14 protein-coding genes are annotated in these 19,194 nt (G+C 77.1%); 9 read left to right on the forward strand and 5 right to left on the reverse strand.

The window, feature by feature from the left end:
• The first annotated feature begins 63 nt into the window (after positions 1–63).
• Together ACFUEL_RS15365 and ACFUEL_RS15370 are read left to right on the forward strand one after the other, a co-directional pair.
• Positions 64–720: a response regulator transcription factor gene (locus ACFUEL_RS15365; RefSeq protein ID WP_380236731.1), complete on the forward strand. Its 657-nt coding sequence runs from the start codon at positions 64–66 to the stop codon at positions 718–720.
• An 8-nt stretch (positions 721–728) separates the two neighbouring features.
• Positions 729–1,928 (forward strand): sensor histidine kinase, encoded by a 1,200-nt coding sequence (locus ACFUEL_RS15370; RefSeq protein ID WP_380236717.1) that lies wholly within the window; start codon positions 729–731, stop codon positions 1,926–1,928.
• Positions 1,929–2,092: 164 nt separating this feature from the next.
• Here the strand turns inward: ACFUEL_RS15370 and ACFUEL_RS15375 are convergent, their stop codons facing one another.
• Positions 2,093–3,556, reverse strand: a complete 1,464-nt coding sequence (locus ACFUEL_RS15375) for a DHA2 family efflux MFS transporter permease subunit (RefSeq protein WP_380236719.1) — start codon at positions 3,554–3,556, stop codon at positions 2,093–2,095.
• Positions 3,557–3,595: 39 nt separating this feature from the next.
• On the reverse strand, positions 3,596–5,050 hold the full coding sequence (locus ACFUEL_RS15380) for an RNB domain-containing ribonuclease (protein WP_380236720.1): 1,455 nt from the start codon (positions 5,048–5,050) through the stop codon (positions 3,596–3,598).
• Positions 5,051–5,231: 181 nt separating this feature from the next.
• Here ACFUEL_RS15380 and ACFUEL_RS15385 point away from each other — a divergent pair, with 181 nt between their 5' ends.
• Together ACFUEL_RS15385 and yaaA are read left to right on the forward strand one after the other, a co-directional pair.
• A complete protein-coding gene (locus ACFUEL_RS15385; RefSeq protein WP_380236721.1) occupies positions 5,232–5,651 on the forward strand; it encodes a DUF3995 domain-containing protein in 420 nt (139 codons plus the stop codon).
• A 147-nt stretch (positions 5,652–5,798) separates the two neighbouring features.
• Positions 5,799–6,596 (forward strand): peroxide stress protein YaaA, encoded by a 798-nt coding sequence (gene yaaA, locus ACFUEL_RS15390; protein ID WP_380236722.1) that lies wholly within the window; start codon positions 5,799–5,801, stop codon positions 6,594–6,596.
• A 103-nt stretch (positions 6,597–6,699) separates the two neighbouring features.
• Here the strand turns inward: yaaA and ACFUEL_RS15395 are convergent, their stop codons facing one another.
• Genes ACFUEL_RS15395 through ACFUEL_RS15405 form a run of 3 tightly spaced genes read right to left on the reverse strand, consistent with a single transcriptional unit; the run spans position 6,700 to position 9,521 of the window.
• Positions 6,700–7,899: a bifunctional RNase H/acid phosphatase gene (locus ACFUEL_RS15395; RefSeq protein WP_380236723.1), complete on the reverse strand. Its 1,200-nt coding sequence runs from the start codon at positions 7,897–7,899 to the stop codon at positions 6,700–6,702.
• Between the two features lie 5 nt (positions 7,900–7,904).
• Entirely contained in the window at positions 7,905–8,648 is a 744-nt protein-coding gene (locus tag ACFUEL_RS15400) for a zinc ribbon domain-containing protein (RefSeq protein WP_380236724.1), read from the reverse strand.
• Between the two features lie 36 nt (positions 8,649–8,684).
• On the reverse strand, positions 8,685–9,521 hold the full coding sequence (locus ACFUEL_RS15405; protein WP_380236725.1) for a Nif3-like dinuclear metal center hexameric protein: 837 nt from the start codon (positions 9,519–9,521) through the stop codon (positions 8,685–8,687).
• Positions 9,522–10,044: 523 nt separating this feature from the next.
• Here ACFUEL_RS15405 and lanL point away from each other — a divergent pair.
• From lanL to ACFUEL_RS15430, 5 genes are all read left to right on the forward strand, one after another.
• Positions 10,045–12,828 (forward strand): class IV lanthionine synthetase LanL, encoded by a 2,784-nt coding sequence (gene lanL / locus ACFUEL_RS15410; RefSeq protein WP_380236727.1) that lies wholly within the window; start codon positions 10,045–10,047, stop codon positions 12,826–12,828.
• A gap of 206 nt (positions 12,829–13,034) precedes the next feature.
• Positions 13,035–14,993, forward strand: a complete 1,959-nt coding sequence (locus ACFUEL_RS15415) for an alpha/beta fold hydrolase (RefSeq protein ID WP_380236728.1) — start codon at positions 13,035–13,037, stop codon at positions 14,991–14,993.
• Between the two features lie 126 nt (positions 14,994–15,119).
• Complete coding sequence (locus ACFUEL_RS15420) at positions 15,120–15,263, forward strand: VenA family class IV lanthipeptide (protein WP_158715276.1); 144 nt, start codon at positions 15,120–15,122, stop codon at positions 15,261–15,263.
• A gap of 156 nt (positions 15,264–15,419) precedes the next feature.
• Positions 15,420–17,111 carry an ATP-binding cassette domain-containing protein gene (locus tag ACFUEL_RS15425; RefSeq protein ID WP_380236729.1) on the forward strand — a complete coding sequence of 564 codons (1,692 nt, stop codon included), beginning with the start codon at positions 15,420–15,422 and terminating at the stop codon, positions 17,109–17,111.
• Between the two features lie 187 nt (positions 17,112–17,298).
• Positions 17,299–19,026 carry an ATP-binding cassette domain-containing protein gene (locus ACFUEL_RS15430; protein WP_380236730.1) on the forward strand — a complete coding sequence of 576 codons (1,728 nt, stop codon included), beginning with the start codon at positions 17,299–17,301 and terminating at the stop codon, positions 19,024–19,026.
• Positions 19,027–19,194 lie beyond the last annotated feature (168 nt).

Below are 19,194 nucleotides of genomic sequence, written 5' to 3' on the forward strand. Positions count from 1 at the left end.
GGATACTGGGGGCGCCGCCGGGGGGAGCCGGCCCGGCGGGTGGCGACGGAGGGGGCGGTACGGGTGCGGGTGCTCGTGGTCGAGGACGACGAGGAGCTGGCGCGGACGGTGGCGGCGGGCCTGCGCCGGGTGCGGATGGCGGTGGTGGACGTCGCCCTCGACGGTCCGGGCGGCCTGGAGCGCGCGCTGGGCAACGACTACGACGTGGTGGTGCTGGACCGGGACCTGCCCGGGATGCACGGCGACGAGGTCTGCGCGGCCCTGGTCGCCGCCGGGTGCCGCGGCCGGATCCTGATGCTGACCGCGGCCGCGACCACCGAGGACCTGGTGGACGGCCTCGGCCTCGGCGCGGACGACTACCTGACCAAGCCGTTCGACTTCGCCGCGCTGGTCGCCCGGATCGGCGCACTGGCCCGCCGGGCCCACCCGGTGGTGCCGCCGGTGCTCCGGCACGGCGACCTGGTGGTCGACACCGCGCGCCGCCGGGCCGCCCGCGGCGAGCGGCCGCTGGACCTCTCGCCCAAGGAGTTCGGGGTGCTGGAGGTGCTGTTGGCCGCCGGGGGGCGGGCCGTGTCGGCGGAGGAACTGCTCGAACGGGTATGGGACGAGGCCGCCGACCCGTTCACCCAGGCCGTGAAGATCACCGTCAGCCGGCTCCGCGCCAAGCTCGGCGAACCCGCGGTGGTCGAGACGGTGGCCCGCCGCGGCTACCGGGTCTGAGGCCGGCGGTGCCCTTCCTCCCCCGCCCGCCGCGCCGCACCGTCCGGCTGCGGATGACGCTGCTCTACGGCGGCCTGTTCGCCGTCTCGGGCAGCGCGCTGCTCGCGGTCACCTACCTGCTGGTGCGCGGTGCGGTGGCGGGGACGCCGGTGCGGGGGCTGACCGCCGGGCCCGCCGGAGCGGGGGCCGGGCCGGGTGCCGGGCCGACGCCCGGTCCGCCGCTCGGCGGCGGGACGGACCTGCTGCCCGCCCCGGTCGCGGAGGCGATGGCCCGGCAGAAGGCCCTGCTGCTGCACCAGTTGCTCGTCCAGTCGGGCGTCGCGCTGCTCCTGGTGTCGGTGCTGTCGCTGGCGCTGGGCTGGGTGGTGGCGGGACGGATGCTCCGGCCGCTACGGACCGTCACCGCGACCGCCCGAGACATCTCGGCGACCAGCCTGCACCGGCGGCTCGCCCTGACCGGGCCGCCCGACGAGCTGCGCGAACTCGGCGACACCTTCGACGGACTGCTCGGCCGGCTGGAGGCCGCGTTCCTCAGCCAGCGCCGCTTCGTCGCCAACGCCTCGCACGAACTGCGCACCCCGCTGGCCCGGCAGCGGGCGCTCGGCCAGGTCGCGCTGGCCGACCCGGAGCCGACCGTGGAGTCCCTGCGGGAGGCGCACGAGCGGGTCCTGGCGGCCGGGGCCCAGCAGGAGCGGCTGATCGAGGCGCTGCTGACGCTGGCCCGCGGCCAGGCCGGGATCGAGGTGCGCGCCCCGTTCGATCTGGCCGCGCTGGCGTCCGAGGCCGTCGACGCCCGCCTCGCCGAGGCCGCGCGGCGGACGGTCGCACTCCGCGCGACGGCCGGCCCGGCGATCGCGGCGGGCCACCGCCCGCTGGCCGAACGGCTGCTGGCCAACCTGGTGGACAACGCGCTGCGGCACAACCGGCCGGACGGCCGGGTCGACGTGACGACCCGGACGGTGGACGGGCGCGCGGTGCTGGTCGTCGCCAACACCGGCCCGACCGTCCCGACCGACCAGGTCGAGCGGCTGTTCCAACCCTTCCAGCGCCTGGACGCGACCCGGGCCGCCCGGACCGAGGGGCTGGGGCTCGGCCTGTCGATCGTCCGCGCGATCGCCGAGGCCCACGACGCCGGGCTCAGGGCCGTCCCCGGTCCGCACGGCGGCCTGACCGTCACGGTGGAGTTCCCGGCCGCCGCCCCCGGCTGACCGGACGGAGCGGGCCGGACCGTCCCCGGCCCCGCACGGCGCGCCGACCGTCACCACCGACTGCCCCGGGCAGGCCGGACGGACCTGGCGGCCGCCCTCTTCGCCCCCGTCCCACCGCCCGTCGTCCCGCTCTCCCGCGGCCGTCCGTCCGCCGCCGGAACCGGTCAGTGCGCGCGTCCGGCCGGGTCCTTCCGCGCGTCGCCCGCCGGCCGGTCGAAGCGGGCGGCGACCCGGGCCGCGGTGGTGGCGGCCCGGGGGGTGGTGGTGAGCAGGCCGAGGAGCAGGACGGTCAGGCCCAGGCCGGTGACGATCCACCAGCCGGCGTGGGTGGCGGGGGTGAAGCCGCCGGCCGAGGCGACCGCGCTGGTGACCACGGTGCCGATCACGGCGACGCCGAGCGACTGGCCGACCTGGCGGCTGGTGGAGGCGACCGCGGCGGCCACCCCGGCCTGGGAGAGCGGCATGCCGGAGACCGCGGAGTTGGTGATCGGCGCGTTGACCAGGCCGAAGCCGACGCCGAACAGGGCGTACGCGGGCAGCAGCAGGAGCGCGGAGGAGTCGGCGGTCAGCCGGGTCAGCAGCAGTCCGCTGGCGGCGATCGCCGCACCGGCCGCCAGCAGCGGCAGGCGCGGGCCGCGTCCGGCCACGATCCGGCCGGAGAGCGGGGCGGCGAGCAGGGTGAGCCCGGCCATCGGGAGCGTCCACAGGCCCGCCACGACCGGGGTGTAGTGGCGGACGTCCTGCAGGTAGAGGGTGTTGAGGAAGAGGAAGCCGCCGAGCGCCGCGAACGCGCACACCGCGGTGACGGTGGCGCCGGTGAACGGGGCGCTGCGGAAGAACTGGGGGTCGATCAGCGGCTCGGCGACCCGCAGTTCCCAGAGCGGGAAGGCGATCAGCGCGGCGACGGCGAGCCCGGTCAGAGCGAGGATGCCGGGCGAGGTCCAGCCGTGGCCGGGGCCCTCGATGATCGCGGCGGTGCCGCAGCCCAGCAGCACCACCATCAGCAGCTGTCCGACCGGGTCGAGCCGGCGGGCCCGGGGCGCCCGGGACTCCGGGACGTACCGGTGGGTCAGCAGGCAGGCGGCCAGTCCGACCGGCACGTTGATCAGGAAGATCGACGGCCAGCCCGCGGTGTCCACCAGGAAGCCGCCGATCAGCGGGCCGAGCGCCATGCTGATGCCGACCACGCCGCCCCAGACGCCGATCGCCCGCGCCCGCTCCCCGGGGTCGGTGAAGGTGTTGGTGATGATCGACATCGCCACCGGGTTCATCATCGAGCCGCCGACCGCCTGCACCGCGCGGAAGCCGATCAGCCAGCCGAGGCCGGGGGCGAGGCTGCACAGCAGCGAGCCGAGCACGAACAGCACCAGCCCGGTCATGAACACCCGTTTGCGGCCGATCCGGTCGGCCACCGAGCCGGAGAGCATCAGCAGCGAGGCCAGCACCAGCGTGTAGGCGTCGATCACCCACTGCAGGCCGGAGGCGGGCGCGTCCAGGTCCCGCTGGATCGCGGGCAGCGCGATGTTCACGACGGTGTTGTCCAGGCCGACGATGAACAGGCTGAGGCAGCAGATGGCCAGGATCAGCAGCCTGTGACGGCGGTCCGGCGCGGTGATCGATCGGCTCATCATCCGATCATCCCACCATTTCATGAACGCTTCCTGGGACTACCCGGCCGCCGCCAGCGCGAACCGGACGGTGCGGGTGGCCGGATCCGCCAGCGTCAGCCGGACGGTCACCCGGTGGCCCAGCGGCAGCCGCTCCGGGGCGTCGCACTTGGCGACCACCGCCGGGTCCCGCAGCTGCACCGTGCCCACCGTGGGACGGCGCTCGTCCACGTCCACCACCACCGCCTCGAACCGCTCGCCCTCCCGGCCGCGCAGCAGCTCGGTCTCCACCAGGTCCACGCAGGCCCGCTCCACCTCGTGCGCCCGCCGGTCGCCCGCCTCCATCAGCCCCGGCACCAGCGGCAGCGCGTCCCGCACCCAGCCCGGCACGTCGGTGCCGCCCGCCACCGCCGCGCACACCTCCAGCGCGTACCGGTCGCCCAGCCGGCGCAGCGGCGCGGTGCAGTGCGCGTACGGGGCGGCCAGCGCCGCGTGGCCCGGATCGGCGGGCGGTGCGGTGCCGCGGGCCGTGTCGAAGGCCCGGTAGCCGGCGCCGCGCAGCAGGCCGGTGCACTCGTTCAGGAAGGCCGCGTCGGCGGTGCGGCCCGGATCGAGCGAGCGGATCAGCTCCGGGTACGGCAGCTCCTCCGGCCAGGGCACGCCCAGCGCGGCGGCGGTGCGGCGCAGCCGGGCGTACGCCGACTCCGGGGCCGCGGGCAGGGTGCGCAGCAGGCCCGTCCCGGCGTCCAGCATCAGCTGGGCGGCGGCCGTCCCGGTCAGCAGCGAGACCTGCGCGTTCCAGCCCTCGACCGGCAGCGGCGCCCGGTAGCCGAGCCGGTAGCCGCCGTCCTCGGCCGTCACCTCCTGCTCGGGCACCGGCAGGCTGACCCCGCCGCGCTCCCGCTCCCGCGCCTCGCGCAGCACGCCGACCTCCGCCAGCAGGGCCAGCTGGTCGTCGGCGGTGCCCGCGTCGATCCGGCCCTGGACGCCCGCGTAGTCGAGCCGGCGGCGGGAGCGGACCCGGGCCCGGCGCAGGTCCGCCAGGACCAGCGCCCCGTCGGCGTCCAGGTCGAGCTGCCAGAGCAGGGCCGGCCGCAACTCGCCCGGCAGCAGGCTGGCCGCCCCCTCGGACAGCCGGGCCGGGTGCAGCGGCACGTTCCCGTCCGGGAAGTACAGCGTCTGCACCCGGTGCGCGGCCTCGGTGTCGACCGCCCCGCCCGGAACGACGAACGCGCCGACGTCGGCGATCGCGTAGTGCACCCGGTAGCCGCTCCCCCGGCGGGACAGCCCCACCGCCTGGTCGAGGTCGCGGGAGCCCGGCGGGTCGAGGGTGAACAGGTCCAGGTCGGTGGCGTCGAACTCCGGCAGCCGGGGCAGCGAGGCCGCCCGGTCGGCCTCCGCGAGCACCTCCGGCGACCAGTCGGTGCGGATCTCCAGACGGGTCCTGAGATCGGCGAGCTCGGTGTTGATCCTGGCGGTCTGGGCGGCCCGGACGCTGAGGTGTCGGCGCGGCATGGTCGCAGCGTAAGCGGCAGTACCGTGGAAGGCGCGCTGAAACAGCCGCGAAGGCGGTTGTGGCGTACGGGGATTGACCACGGGGAGGGCCTGGGCCGTGACGGTACCGACCAGTACGGAACGACAGCACTGCGACGGGTGCGGGCACCCCGGGCCGGCGGCTCGGGATGCCGGACGCGGGGTGCGGACCACCGCGGCGGCGGTGGCGGGCACCCTGGCGGCGATCGGCGGGCTGCACGCGGTGTGGGCGCACTCGCCGTGGCCCTGCCGCGACCGCGCCGAGTTCGCCGACCTGGTGGTCGGCACCGGCCCGGACGCCCTCCCCTCCCCCGCCGCCTGCCTCGGCGTCGCGGGCCTCCTCGGCACCGCCGCCTACCTGGTCGCCGCCCGCGGCGGCACCCTCCCGCCCACCGGCCCCCGCTGGCTCCGCACCGCCGGCACCGCGGGCGTCGCCGCCGTCCTCCTCACCCGCGGCCTGGCCGCCCCCCTCCTCCTCACCGACCGCACCCCCCGCTTCACCCGCCTCGACCGCCGCCTCTACGCCCCGCTCTGCACCGCCCTCGGCACCGGCGCCGCCGTGGTCGCCGCCCGCGGCAGGTAGGCCCTGCGCGGGCGGCGGCGGCGCGGCGGGACGGGGGAAGGCCCTGCCGGGGCGGGTCCGCTCGGGTGGCGGGGATTCGGGGTGCGGGCGGGGAGGTCGTTAGGGTGGTCGGGTTCGGGTGCTACAGGTTGTTGAAGGGGTGTCGCCGTGCTGGTTCTGCTGCCGCCGTCGGAGGGGAAGGCCGCGCCGGAGGCGGGGGTGCCGGTGGAGTTGGCGGGGCTGTCGCTGCCGGGGCTGACCGGGGCCCGGCGGCGGGTGCTGGAGGCGTTGGTGGAGCTGTGTGCGGGGGACGGGAAGCAGGCCGCGGAGGTGCTGGGGCTGAGCAGGGGGCTGCGCGGCGAGGTGGACAAGAACGCCGGGCTGCTGACGGCGGGGGCCCGTCCGGCGGGCGAGGTGTACACGGGGGTGCTGTTCGACAACCTGGGCCTGGCCAAGCTGGACGGGGCCGCGTACGGCCGGGCGGAGCGTTCGCTGCTGGTGTTCTCGGGGCTGTGGGGCGCGGTGCGGGTGGGTGACCGGATCCCGCCGTACCGCTGTTCGATGGGGGTGAAGCTGCCGCCGCTGGGCGCGCTGGGCGCGTACTGGCGGGGCGAGTTGGACGCGGTGCTGCCGGAGGTCGCGGACGGGCTGGTGCTGGACCTGCGCAGTTCGGCGTACGCGGCGGCGTGGAAGCCGGCCGGGGCGGTGGCGGGCCGGACGGTGACGGTGCGGGTGCTGCAGGAGCGCGAGGTGGACGGGGTGCTGAAGCGTTCGGTGGTGTCGCACTTCAACAAGGCGACCAAGGGCCGGCTGGTGCGCGACCTGCTGGTGGCGGGCCTGGAGCCGGGCACGCCGGGCGAACTGGTGGACGCGCTGGAGCAGTTGGGCCACCGGGTGGAGGTCTCGGCGCGCGGCACCGACCGCAAGCCGTGGCAGCTGGACGTCGTGGTGACCGACGTCCACTGAGCGGCTTCCACTGGGCGGCGTCCACTGACCGGCGCCCACTGACCGGTGTCCACCGACCGGTGTCCACTGGACGGCGGCCACTGGGCGGCGGCCCGCGGGGGCCTCAGCGCAGGTGCGAGGTGTCGTTGAGCAGCCGCACCGAGGCGTTGCCGTCGCGGTAATACTGGACGGCACAGAGCGAGGCGGCGGACAGTTCCATCCGGTGCACCGCGTCCGGCGGGGCGCCGAGGGCGAGCCGGACCAGGGTCTTGATCGGGCTGACGTGCGAGACCACCAGGACGGTCTGTCCGGCGTACCGGTCGGTGATCCGGTCGCGGGTCCGGGCGACCCGCTGGGCCAGCGTGGTGAGGGACTCGGTGCTGCCGGTGGGCCTGGCCCCGGCGGAGCCGAGCCAGGTGGTGAGGTCGGCGGGGTGGCGTTCCATCACCTCGGCGAAGGTGAGCCCCTCCCAGGCACCGAAGTCGAGTTCGCGCAGGCCCTCCTCGATCCGCACCTCCAGGCCGAGCCGGCGGGCGGTGGCCTCGGCGGTCTGCCGGGTGCGCAGCATCGGGGAGGCGACCACGGCCTGGACGGTGCCGCGGGCGGCCAGCGCCTCGGCGGCGCGTTCGGCCTGCCAGCGGCCCTTCTCGGACAGGCCCGGGTCGCTGCCGGTGCTGCCGGAGAAGCGCTTGAGCGGGGTGAGCGGGGTCTCGCCGTGCCGCAGCAGCACCAGGGTGGTGGGGGTGCCGAGGTCGGCGGGCCCGGCCCAGCCGGCCCGGGGCGCGGACCCGGCGGCGGGCTCGGACGCGGCGGCGGGCGCGGACGCGGCGGGCACCGGTTCGTCCACCGCCGCGGGCACGGGCGCGGCGGGCCGGGGCGCGGGTTCCCACTGGCGGCCGCGCTGCCCGGCGTCCATCGCCTCGTTGGCGAGCCGGTCGGCGGCCCGGTTGCGCTCGCGCGGGATCCACGCGTACGTGACGTGCCCGGCGGGCAGGACGGTGCGGGCCTCGGCGGCCAGCGGGCGCATGTCGGGGTGCTTGACCTGCCAGCGCCCGGACATCTGCTCGACGACCAGCTTGGAGTCCATCCGGACCTCGACCCGGGCGTCCGGGTCGAGGTCGCGGGCGGCCTTCAGGCCGGCGATCAGGCCCCGGTACTCGGCGACGTTGTTGGTGGCGTGGCCGAGGTACTCGGCGGCCTCGGCCAGGACCTGCCCGGTGTCGGCGTCGCGGACCACCGCGCCGTAGCCGGCCGGCCCCGGGTTGCCCCGGGAGCCGCCGTCGGCCTCGACCACGTACCTGGCGCCCGCCACCGGCTCCGCCACGGGGATCAGACGCCCGACTCGCCGGTGCGGACCAGGATCCGGCCGCAGTTCTCGCAGCGCAGCACCTTGTCGGCGGGCTCGGCCTTGATCGCGTTGAACTCGGTGATCGAGAACTCGGTGCGGCAGCCCTCGCAGCGGCGCTGGTAGAGCCGGGCCGCGCCGACGCCGCCCTGCTGCTCGCGCAGGCGCAGGTAGGACTTCATCAGGTCGGCGGGGATGACGTGGGCGACGGCCTCGCGGTCGCGGCGGACCTTCTCGGCCTCGCCGTCGATCTCGGCGAACTTGGCGTCCCGGCGGCCCTCGGCCTCGGCGACCACCACGGCGGAGTGCTCCAGGCGGGCGGTCAGCTCGACCACCCGGGTCTGGGCGGACTCCAGGCGCTCCATGACCTCCAGGACGATGTCCTCCAGGTCGGCCTGGCGCTTGGCCAGCGAGGCGTTCTCGTGCTGGAGGTTCTCCAGGTCCTTGGGCGAGGTGACCGCGCCGGAGTCCATCCGCTGCTGGTTGCGGGCGGCCCGGCTGCGGACCTGCTCGACGTCCGCCTCGGCCTTGGCCTGCTCGCGGGTGGTGTCGCCGAGCTGGGCCTGGGCGGCGACGACCAGGTCCTTGAGGGCGGTGTGGTCGGCGGTGGCCTTGTCGATCTCGGCGTGCTCGGGCAGGGTGCGGCGCCGGTGGGCCAGCTGGTCGAGGCGGGAGTCGAGGGCCTGCAGGTCGAGCAGGCGGTTCTGGTCGGCGGGCGCGGCGTTCACGCGGCAGGGCTCCTGTTGAGTTGGTTCGGCGGGAGGTCAGGGGGCGTACGGCATCGGCGCGTGCGCCGTCCACGGGTCGGTGACCCGGGTGGAGACGCGGGTCTCCAACTGCCAGCCGCGGCTGTCGGCGCGGCCGGTGAGCTCGCGGGCGGCGAGGGTGAGCCAGGGCCACTCGGTGGCCCAGTGCGCGGCGTCGACCAGGGCGACCGGGGCCGCCTCGGTGGCTTCGGAGGCCGGGTGGTGCCGCAGGTCGGCGGTGACGTAGGCGTCCACGCCGGCCGCGCGGGCCTCGGCCAGGAAGGAGTCGCCGGAGCCGCCGCAGACCGCGACCCGGCGGACGGGGCGCTCCGGGTCGCCGGCGGCGCGGACGCCCGCGGCGGTGGCGGGCAGCCCGGCGGCGACCCGGGCCGCGAACGCGGCCAGCGTCATCGGCTCGGGCAGTTCGCCGATCCGGCCGCTGCCCCGGCGGCCCGCCGGGTCGGTCGGGTCGGCCACCAGCGGGCCGGTGACCTTCAGCCCGACGGCCTCGGCCAGGGCGTCCGAGACGCCGGGGTCGGCGTGGTCGGCGTTGGTGTGCGCGACGTGCAGCGCGATGTCGTGCTTGATCAGGTTGTGCACCACCCGGCCCTTGAAGCCGGTGGCGGCGACGGTGGTGGTGCCGCGCAGGTAGAGGGGGTGGTGGGTGACCAGCAGGTCGGCACCCCACTCGACGGCCTCGTCCACCACGGCCCGGACGGGGTCGACGGCGAACAGCACCCGGCGGACCTCCGCCTCCGGGTCACCGCAGACCAGGCCCACCGCGTCCCAGGACTCCGCCCAGCGCGGGGGGTAGACCTCTTCGAACACGGCGATGACGTCGGACAGTTTCGGCACCTGTCGAGACTACCGCGTGCCGCGGCCCGGCCCGGTCCCGCTCCGGCGTGCGGACCGGGCGCACCCGTCGTACACCTGCGCGTCAACCCGGCGGGGAGGGGGCGGACGGGGGCGGTGGGGGCGCCCGGCCGGGCCCGCGGGACGGAAAGGGCCGGTGGCCGCGCGGTGCGCTCCGACCACGCGCCCCGGGGCGAACGCATTCGAAAGCGAAACCGGATCACCCTTACGGGTGAAGTGACCCGGCCGGTGTTGAGTCACACCCTCCCCGAAAGTAACTTCTAGTCCTGCGAACGAGAGTTGCCTCGACCAGGGGGGTCGAAAAAGGCGACCGGCCGCAATTCCCCGCTGCGACGCACGGAATCCCGTGCGCGGCACGGACGGAATCCGGCGGGCGCCGCCGAGGCTCTCGTGACTTCCGCAGACCGTTCGGTCGAGTCCACCGCGAAGGGGTGTGAAGCAGATGGGGGCGGGCACACCGCTGCGCAGGGCAGGGGGGCCGGGTCCGGTCGACGACGGGCCGGGTGTGGACGGCACGTTGGTGGAGGTGGCGCGGGCGGCCGTGGCCGGCAGCAGGGCCCGGGGAGGCGGCGGCGACTGGACGGTCGCGGTCGAGGGCTTCTGGTGCACGGTGCGGCCGCCCGGCCGCGAGCTCCCCGCCCAGGGCTGGAAGCTGCACGTCAGCGCGGCCTCCTCGGTGGCGGTCGAGGTGCTGTCCGCGGTCGCCGCGGCCATTGCCGACGACCCGTGCGCGTTCAAATTCACCGCCGACCGGGAGAAACTCCACGAAATAAATTCCCGGAACAGCGAGCGCGGCTCGGCCGGGAAATTCATCACCGCCTACCCGGGCGACGACGAGCAATTCCGGCGGCTCGCCGGGGAACTCCACCTCGCCACCGCGGGAATGCCCGGACCGGTGATCCTCTCCGACCGCCCGTACCGTCCCGGCAGCCTGGTGCACTACCGCTACGGCGCGTTCGCCGGCCGCTCGGTGCTCGGCAACGACGGCGCCTACCGCTCGATGCTGCGCGCCCCCGGCGGCGCCCTGGTCGAGGACGTCCGCACCGCCGTCTACCGCCGCCCGCCCTGGGTGGCCGACCCCGTCGAGGGGGCGGGATCGACCACCGGCGGCAAACCGGCACCCGGCAGCGGACCGGCCCCCGGCGGGCCGGCTCCCGGCAGCGGACCCGCTCCCGGCGGCGCCGGGCAGGTGCCCGCCCAGCCCGGCCCCGGCGCCCGGCGCGGCAGCGTACTGCTGGACGACCGCTGGGCGCTGACCGCCGCCCTGCGGCACAGCGCCAAGGGCGGGGTGTTCCTGGGCCGCGACCGGGCCACCGGCGCCGAGGTGGTGGTCAAGCAGGCTCGGGCGCACATCGAGGTCGACCGGGCCGGCACCGACGCCCGCACCGCCCTGCGCCACGAGGCCGAACTGCTCGCCCGGCTCGCCGACACCGGCCTCACCCCCCGGGTGCACGCCCTGGTCGAGCAGCAGGACTCGCTGTTCCTGGTCCAGGACCGCATCCCCGGCCAGGCCCTGGGCAGCTGGGTCGCGGCCCGGCTGCGCCGCGACGGCACCCCGGACGTCCCGTGGGCCGAGGCCGGCCCGATGGCGCTCGCCCTGCTCGACCTGGTCGAGCGGGTGCACCGCCGCGGCCTCGTCCTGCGCGACCTCTCCCCCGGCAACGTGCTGGTCACCCCGGACGGCGGCGTCCGCCTGGTCGACCTCGAACTCGCCGTCCCCGCCGGGACGCTGGCCGGCTCCGCGGGCACCCCCGGCTACCGCGCCCCCGAGCACTGCGGCCCGCACCCGACCGGACGGGCCGCCCACAGCACCGACCTGTACGCCCTCGGCGGCCTGTACTTCCTGCTCGCCACCGGCCACGACCCGCTGCTGCCCGAGGACCTGCCGCGGGCCCGCCCGGTCGACGAGCGCCTCGGCCGCTGGCTGGCGCTGGCCGCCCGCGAGGGCGACACCGCCCGCCGGCTCGCCCCGCTGGTGCTCGGCCTGCGCGACGGGGCCGCCGACCGGCGGTGGAGCCTGGAGCACGTCCGCGCCGCGCTCGCCGCCGCACCGGCCCCCACCGCCCCCGCGGTCACCACCCCGCCCGCGCTGGACCGGCTCCTGCACGACGGCCTGCGCCACCTCGCCCGCGGCGCCACCCCGCAGCGCCGCGACCGGCTCTGGCCGACCGTCCCGAACGGCCTGCTCACCGACCCGTGCAACGTCCAGCACGGTGCCGCGGGCGTCCTCGCCCTGCTCGCCCGCGCCGCCGGCGCCCCGCTGCCGGAGCCGGCCCGCGAACGCGCCAGGGCCACCGCCGCCACCGCCGCCACCTGGATCGAACGCCGCTGCGCCGCCGAACCCGTCGTCCTGCCCGGCCTGCACTTCGGACGGGCCGGCACCGCCTGGGCCCTGTTCGACGCCGCCGAGGCCCTCGACGACCCCGGCCTCGCCGAACGCGCCGCCGGACTCGCCGCGAAACTCCCGCTCGACTGGCCCAACCCCGACGTCTGCCACGGCGCCGCCGGAGCCGGCCTCGCCCAGCTCCGCGCCCACCGCGCCACCGGCGCCCGCACCTTCCTCGACCGCGCCGCCCGCTGCGCCCGGCACCTGGTCGCCGCCGCCCGCGAGGAACCGTACGGAACGGTCTGGCCCGTCCCCGCCGACTTCGACTCCGCGCTGGCCGGCGCCACCCACCTCGGCCACGCCCACGGCGTCGCGGGGATCGGCACCTTCCTGCTCGCCGCCGCGACCGTCCTCGCGGACGGCGGCGACCCCGCGCACGCCGCCACCGCGGCCGACGCCCGCGCCGCGGCCGACCGCGCCGCCCGCACCCTCGCCGCCACCGCCCGCCGGGACGGCCCCGCCGCGTGGTGGCCGCAGAGCCACGGCGACCCGGAACACGTCCGCCTCGCCCACTGGTGCAGCGGCTCCTCCGGCGTCGGCACCTTCCTCGTCCGGCACTGGCGGGCCACCGGCGACGAGGACTCCCACCGCCTCGCCGTGGCCGCCGGCCGGGCCGTCCTGAACGCCCGCTGGCACGCCGGCACCAGCGCCTGCCACGGCCTGGCCGGGAACGGCGAGTACCTGCTCGACCTCGCCGAAGCCACCGGCGAGACCCGCTTCCGCCAGGGCGCCCAGGACCTCGCCGCCCTGATCGCCGCCCGCACCGCCCTCCACGACGGCCTCCTGGTCCTCCCCGACGAGACCGGCACCACCGCCACCCCCGCCTACGGCACCGGCACCGCCGGACCGCTCGCCTTCCTCCTCCGCCTCCGCCACGGCGGCCCCCGGATGTGGCTGCCATAGGGAGGGGCCCGGGGAACGGCGGGTCCGAGCTGCTGACGGCCGGAGCCCATCGGAAAGTCCGTGCTGCTGCGTGCCTGAAACAGAACCGAAAGCCAATGGCACGCACCGGCAGTGAACCGTCAGCAGCCACGGACTCGCCGTTCCCCGAGCCCCTGATTCGTTCCCCTTCGTCCGCTCGAACACTTCCCCCGAAAGGTGATCCCCCGATGAGCACGCAGACCGTGCACCTCGCGTTGCGGCGGCTCAGCTTCACCTTCGCCGGTGACGGCTCGCACGCCGCGTGCCTCGCCGCCGGGGCCGACGGCGGGTGGTACGCGGAGAGTTGGCGGCTGCCGGCGGAGGGGCCCGCGGTGCCGGTCGCGCTGCCGTCGGCGGAGGGGTTGCGGGCGCAGCTGCTCGCGCTGCCGGACGGCCGGGTGCTGGTGTGCCGGCACGACGGGGACCGGCACGCGCTGGTGCTGCTGGCGGTCGGGGAGCCGGAGGTGCCGTTGGCGGCGTTGCGGATGCCGGGGTTGCGGATGCTGGCGGTGCCGGGCGGGGTCGGGGCGGCGGGCGCGCCGGTCGCGGTGCTGCTGGGGACGGACACCCGTCCGGTGACGACGGTGTGGCTGCTGGCGGCGGACGGTTCGGCGCCGCGGGAGGTCGCGCAGTTGCCGGGGCTGCACGGCGGCGGGGTGTGGCTGGACGCGGCGGGGCGGCTGCTGGCGCTGGACCGGGTGGTCGGCGGGATGGTGAAGACCGTCGTGCTGGATCTCGAACTGGGCACTGCCACACCGCTGTTGGAGCTGGGCGAGAGCAGCAACGACCGGCTGGTGCTGTTCGATCCGGCGACGGGTTTCGGGATGCTGCGCAGTGACGCGCCGGGGGTGGACCGGCTGGGCTGGGCGCTGATCGGCGGTGGCGAGCCGGTGCGGTTCCCGGACTGCCTGCACCAGCCGGGGCGGCTGCTGCGGCCGGTGGCGGTGGCCCCGGGGCTGGTGCCGGGGGCGGAGCCGCGGGTGGTGCTGCAGGTGGACCACGGTGCGGCGTCGGCGCTGGTGCTGTGGCGGGCGGGCGAGAAGCAGGTGCGTGCGCTGCCGGTGCCGCCGGGCCGGCTGGGGGCGGTGGGGCACTGGTCGGCGGCGGGGCTGCGGATGCCGTACTCGGCGCCGGACCGCCCGGCGGCGCTGGCCACCCTGGACGTGGCGGCGCTGCTGGCGGCGGAGCCGTTCGCGCAGCACGCCCCGATGGCGCTGCCGCTGGCGCTGGCCCCGCTGGACGCCCCGCCCGCGGAACGGCTCGCGAACCAATCTACTAACCAACCTGCGGAGCGGCCCGTGGGGCGGGCCCCGGCGGGCTGGCGGCTGGACGGGTCGGCGGAGCCGGGGGACGGCGGCCGGTGGCGGCCGGCGCAGTGCCTGGAGCTGGCCGGTCCGGCGGGCCCGGTCGAGTCGGTGGTGTACGGCGGCGAGTCGTGGCTGTCGGCGCCGCACCTGGTGCTGGCGCTGCACGGCGGCCCGGCGGACGCCTGGCGGCTGGAGTTCGATCCGGCGCTGCAGCGGATGGCGGCGGACGGCCTGGCGGTGCTGGCGCCCAACCAGCGCGGTTCGACGGGGTACGGCCCGGAGTACGCGATGGCGATCCGGGGCGCCTGGGGCGGGCCGGACCTGGAGGACGTGCTGGCGCTGCTGGAGGGCGTGGCGGGGCAGCGGGCCGCGCTGGGGCTGGAGCCGCCGGCCCTGTTCGGAGTGAGCTACGGAGCGTTCCTGGCGCTGCTGGCGGCGGCGCACGCCCCGGCGGGGTCGGTGTCGCGGTGCGCGGTGGTGGCGCCGTTCCTGTCCGGCGGGCGGCTGCTGGCGGAGGCGTCGGCGCCGGTGCGGGCGCTGACCACCCGGCTGGGCGGCGACCGGGAGCTGGACGACGCGCTGGGCCCGCGCGACGTGCTGCGGGTGGCGCACCGGTTGCACGCGCCGCTGCTGGTGGTGCACGGGGACCGGGACGAGGTGGTGCCGGTCGGCCAGTCCCGTTCGCTGCGGCACGAACTGCTGCGGCTGGGGCGGGTGGAGGGCGTCGACTTCCGGTACGTGGAGGCGGCGGGGGCGGGCCACGAGGTGCTCGCCGAGGAGGGCGCGGCGGCGGTGCACGAGCTGCTGGCGGGCTTCCTGCGCACCGGCCGTCCGACCTGACGGCCCGGCAGGAACGAACAGACTTCCCGGCGCCCGGCGCGTGCGGGAGCAGGATCCGCGGCGGTGCGCCGTCGCGGTCGTCGGGCACGCCCGTGTCCGGCGGAACCCCCTAGGGAGGGAAACACCATGGAGAACACGACCTCGTTCGAGACCGACCTCGCGGCCCTGCAGGAGCTGCCGGAGCTGGAGACCGTCGAGCTGGGCGGCCACGGCGGCGGGTGCCAGTACACCTGCCTGATCCTGACCTGCCTGATCTTCACCATCAGCTGAACCATCGGCCGACGGTTCGGCCGAGCCATCGGCTGAACCGTCGGCCGTGCCATCGGCTGACGTCGGGGCGTCCCCCCGGGCCGTGCCCGTTCCCGTTCGCGGGGGCGGGTGCGGCCCTCCCACCTGTCCGTCCTCACTTGTTGACCAGGAGTTCTCGTGCGTGGGTCGTCGGTCGCGCTGACCGTGTCGGTGCCGCTGGAGGCGGCGGCGACGCTGGCCCTGCCGGGGGTGGCGGGGGTGGTGCTGGACGCGGTGCTGGCGGGCCGTCCGGCGGGTTGGGCGGTCGGGGGTCTGGCGGCGCTGCTGGCGGTGGGTGCGGCGGCGTCGGCGGTGGCCGCGGCGGCCGGTCCGGCGTGCACGGCGGCGGACACCGTGGCGCTGCGCGGGTCGCTGCTGCGGCGGGTGCTGTGGCTGCGTCCGTTCCCGTCGGCGGTGGAGCGGCTGTGCGGGGAGCGGCCGGGGCCGGGCGACCTGACGGCCCGGCTGGTGGGGGCGGCGGCGGACGCGGGGGCGGCGCGGACGGCCCGGCTGGGTGCGGCGACGGCGCTGGTGACGTCGGCGGGGGCGGTGCTGGGGCTGGGGCTGCTGTCGCCGTGGCTGGCGGCGGCGTTCTTCGCCGGGGTGCTGCCGGGGGTGGTGCTGGTGCGGCTGTTCATGCGGACGGCGGAGGACGTGTTCGTCCGCTACCAGGAGGCGCAGGGGCGGTTGGCGGACCGGCTGTCGGACGCGCTGACCGGGATCCGGACGGTGCGGGCGGCCGGGGCGGAGCGGTGCGAGGCGGCCCGGGTGCTCGGCGTGCTGCCCGAACTCGGGGACGCGGGGCGGTCGTTGTGGCGGGCGCAGCGCCGGACGGTGGGCCGGGTGACGCTGCTGGTGGCGGCGGTGGAGCTGACGGTGCTGGGCACGGCGGGCCAACTGGTGGCGGCGGGGCGGCTGCCGGCCGGGGCGTTCGCGGCCGCGGCCGGGTGGGCGGCGCTGGGGCTGGGCTTCTTCGAGCAGGTGGAGGCGCTGGTGGGGGTGGCGCACGCGCGGGCCGGGCTGGCCCGGGTGCGGGAGGTGGACGAGCTGCCGGGTCCGGGCGCGGGTGGGCGTGAACTCCCGGACGGGCCGGGCGAGTTGGTGTTCCGCTCGGTGCTGGTGCGGGACGACGAGGGGGCGGTGGTGTTCGGCCCGTTGGAGCTGACGGTGCCGGGCGGCGCGACGGTCGCGGTGGTGGGCCGTTCGGGCGCGGGCAAGTCGCTGCTGGCCGCGCTGGCGGGCGGTCTGCGCCTGCCGGACGGCGGGGAGGTCCTGGTCGACGGGGTGCCGGTGGCGGCCCTGTCGGTGGCGGAGCGCCGCCGCGCGGTCGGCTACGCCTTCGAACGGCCGCTGCTGATCGGCCCGTCCCTGGACGAGGCCCTGGAGGGCGCCGACCCGGCGGCCCTGGCGGCGGCCCGGGCGGACGGCTTCCTGTCCCGCCTGCCGCACGGCGGCCGCACCCCGGTCGGTGAACTCCGGCTCTCCGGAGGAGAGTTGCAGCGCCTCGGCCTGGCCCGACTGCTGGCCGGGAACGCCCGGGTGGTGGTGCTCGACGACGCGACGTCCAGCCTGGACGCGGCCACCGAGCACCAGGTCGACCGGGCCCTGCACGAATCCACCCGGGGCCGCACCCGCCTGGTCGTCACCCACCGCGCGGCGGTCGCGGCCCGCGCCGAACTCGTCCTCTGGCTGGACGCCGGCCGGGTCCGCGCGATCGACACCCACGCCGCCCTGCTCGCCGACCCGGCCTACCGGTCGACCCTCGCGGGCGCGGCGGACGGCGAGAGCCCCCGCCAGGGGCTCGGGGAACGGCGAGGCCGGGTCCGCTGACGGTTCACCGCCGGAGCGCGCATCGGCTTCGGGTTCTGTTTCAGGTACGCAGCAGAACGGACACTTCGGTGGGCTCCGGCCGTCAGCAGCACGGACTCGCCGTTCCCCGAGCCCCTGGCGCTGCCCGGTGATCGGTGCTCGGAGCGCGCAGCGCGCGTCAACTACAGACACGGGAGGAGCGGTCTTCGTGGGGCGGCATCGGCGGGCACTCGGCGGGCGGGGGCTGCGGGAGTTGGCGGCGGCGGTGCCCCGGCGGGCGCTGTGGTGGCTGGCGGGGTGGTCGGTGGTGGAGGCGCTGCCGGCGCTGTGCTCGGGGCTGCTGGTGGCGGCGGCCGCCGACCGGGGGTTCCTGGCGGGGCGTCCGGGGGTGGGTTTCGCCTGGCTGGGCGGGCTGGGGGCGGTGACGGTGCTGCGCGCCCTCGCGGCGCGGGCGGTCTTCCCGCACCTCGCCGAGGTGGTGGAGCCGCTGCGGGACGCCCTGGTGTCGCGGGTGGTGCGCGGGGCGCTGGCGCGGCCCGCGCCGGACGGCCCGGCGGAGATCGCCCGGATCACCGAACAGGTGGAGTCCGCCCGGCAGTTGACGGCCACGCTGCTGCGCAGTGCGCGCGGGGTGGGGTTCGGGCTGCTGGCGGCGCTGCTGGGCCTGGGGGTGTTGGCGCCGGCGGTGCTGCCGCTGGTGCTGCTGCCGCTGCTGCTGTCGGGGGCGCTGTTCGTGCGGCTGCTGGGGCCGCTGGTGGCGCGCCGCCGGGCGGTGGTGCTGGCGGACGAGCGGATCGCCGCCGAGGCGGGCCGGGCGTTCGCCGGGCTGCGGGACGTGGCGGCGTGCGGCGCGCAGCAGCGGGTCTCGGCGCACCTTTCGGCGCTGGTGGCGGCGCAGGGCGAGGCGGTGCGGGCGGTGGGCCGGGCGGCGGCGCTCCGGTCGCTGACGGTCGCGGTGGGCGGGCGGCTGCCGCTGCTGGCGGTGGTCTGCGCGGCGCCGTGGATGGTCGGCCGGGGCTGGCTGTCGGCGGGGCAGGTGCTCGGCGTGGCGACGTACCTGTTGCAGCAGTTGGAGCCCGCGGTGCGGGCCCTGGCCGGGATGCTGGGCAGTTGGCTGCTGGACCTGGCGGTGGTGCTGGACCGGTTGACGGCGGCCTGTCCCGTCCCGCCGCCCGTCCCCGTCCCGCCGCCGCGCTCCGACGGGTCCGGTGACGGGGCCGGTGACGGGGCCGGTGACGGTTCGCTGAGCGTGCACGGCCTGCGGTTCGCCCACCCGGGGAGTGCCGAGCCGGTGCTGGCGGGCGTGCGGTTCGACCTGCGGCCGGGCGCGCACCTGGCCGTGGTCGGGCCGAGCGGCACCGGGAAGTCCACCCTGGCGGCGCTGCTGGCGGGGCTGCTGGCCCCGGACGCGGGCCGGGTGCTGGTCGGCGGGCAGGACCCGGCCGCGCTGGCCGGCCCCGCGCGGGCCGCCCGGCTGGCCCTCGTCCCGCAGGAGGCGTACGTCTTCGCGGGCACCGTCCGGGAGAACCTGTGCTGGCCGTCCGGCGAGCACGGCGACGCCCTGATCGCCACCGCCGCCCACCGGGTGGGTTCGGCCCGGCTGCTGGCCCGGCTCGGCGGCCCGGACGGCCTGATCGCCGACCCGGCCGCGCTGTCCGCGGGCGAGCGCCAACTGCTGGCGCTGACCAGGACGTTCCTCTCCCCCGCCCCGGTCGTCGTACTGGACGAGGCCACCTGCCACCTCGACGCGGAGGCCGAGCGCCGCGCCGAAGAAGCGTTCGCCGCCCGCCCCGGCACCCTGGTCGTCATCGCCCACCGGATCGGCTCGGCGATGCGCGCCGACCGCGTCCTGCTCCTCGACGCGTCCGGCCCCCTGCTGGCCACCCACGCCGACCTCCAGGTCCTCTCGCCGTTCTACCGCGCCTGCTCGTGCTGAGAACGGCGGGTCCGTGCTGCTGCGTGTCCCGAACAGGACCGGAAGCCGATGCGCCGGGCGGCGGTGCACCGTCGGCGGACCCGGGCCCGCCGTTCCCCGAGCCCCTGGCGGAACCCCCTGTCGGGGCTCTTTCGGTAGGCTCCGATGATGTTCGGCCGGTGCCCGCAC

The sequence above is a fragment of the Kitasatospora sp. NPDC057198 genome, from assembly GCF_042670125.1.
In the GTDB taxonomy this organism is placed as follows: domain Bacteria; phylum Actinomycetota; class Actinomycetes; order Streptomycetales; family Streptomycetaceae; genus Kitasatospora.

What these genes read in the sequence shown, in the direction of transcription:
- ACFUEL_RS15375 (WP_380236719.1), bottom strand. Translation starts at nt 3,556, where the DNA reads ATGAGCCGATCGATCACCGCGCCGGACCGCCGTCACAGGCTGCTGATC.
- ACFUEL_RS15380 (WP_380236720.1), bottom strand. Translation starts at nt 5,050, where the DNA reads ATGCCGCGCCGACACCTCAGCGTCCGGGCCGCCCAGACCGCCAGGATC.
- ACFUEL_RS15415 (WP_380236728.1), top strand. Translation starts at nt 13,035, where the DNA reads ATGAGCACGCAGACCGTGCACCTCGCGTTGCGGCGGCTCAGCTTCACC.
- ACFUEL_RS15420 (WP_158715276.1), top strand. Translation starts at nt 15,120, where the DNA reads ATGGAGAACACGACCTCGTTCGAGACCGACCTCGCGGCCCTGCAGGAG.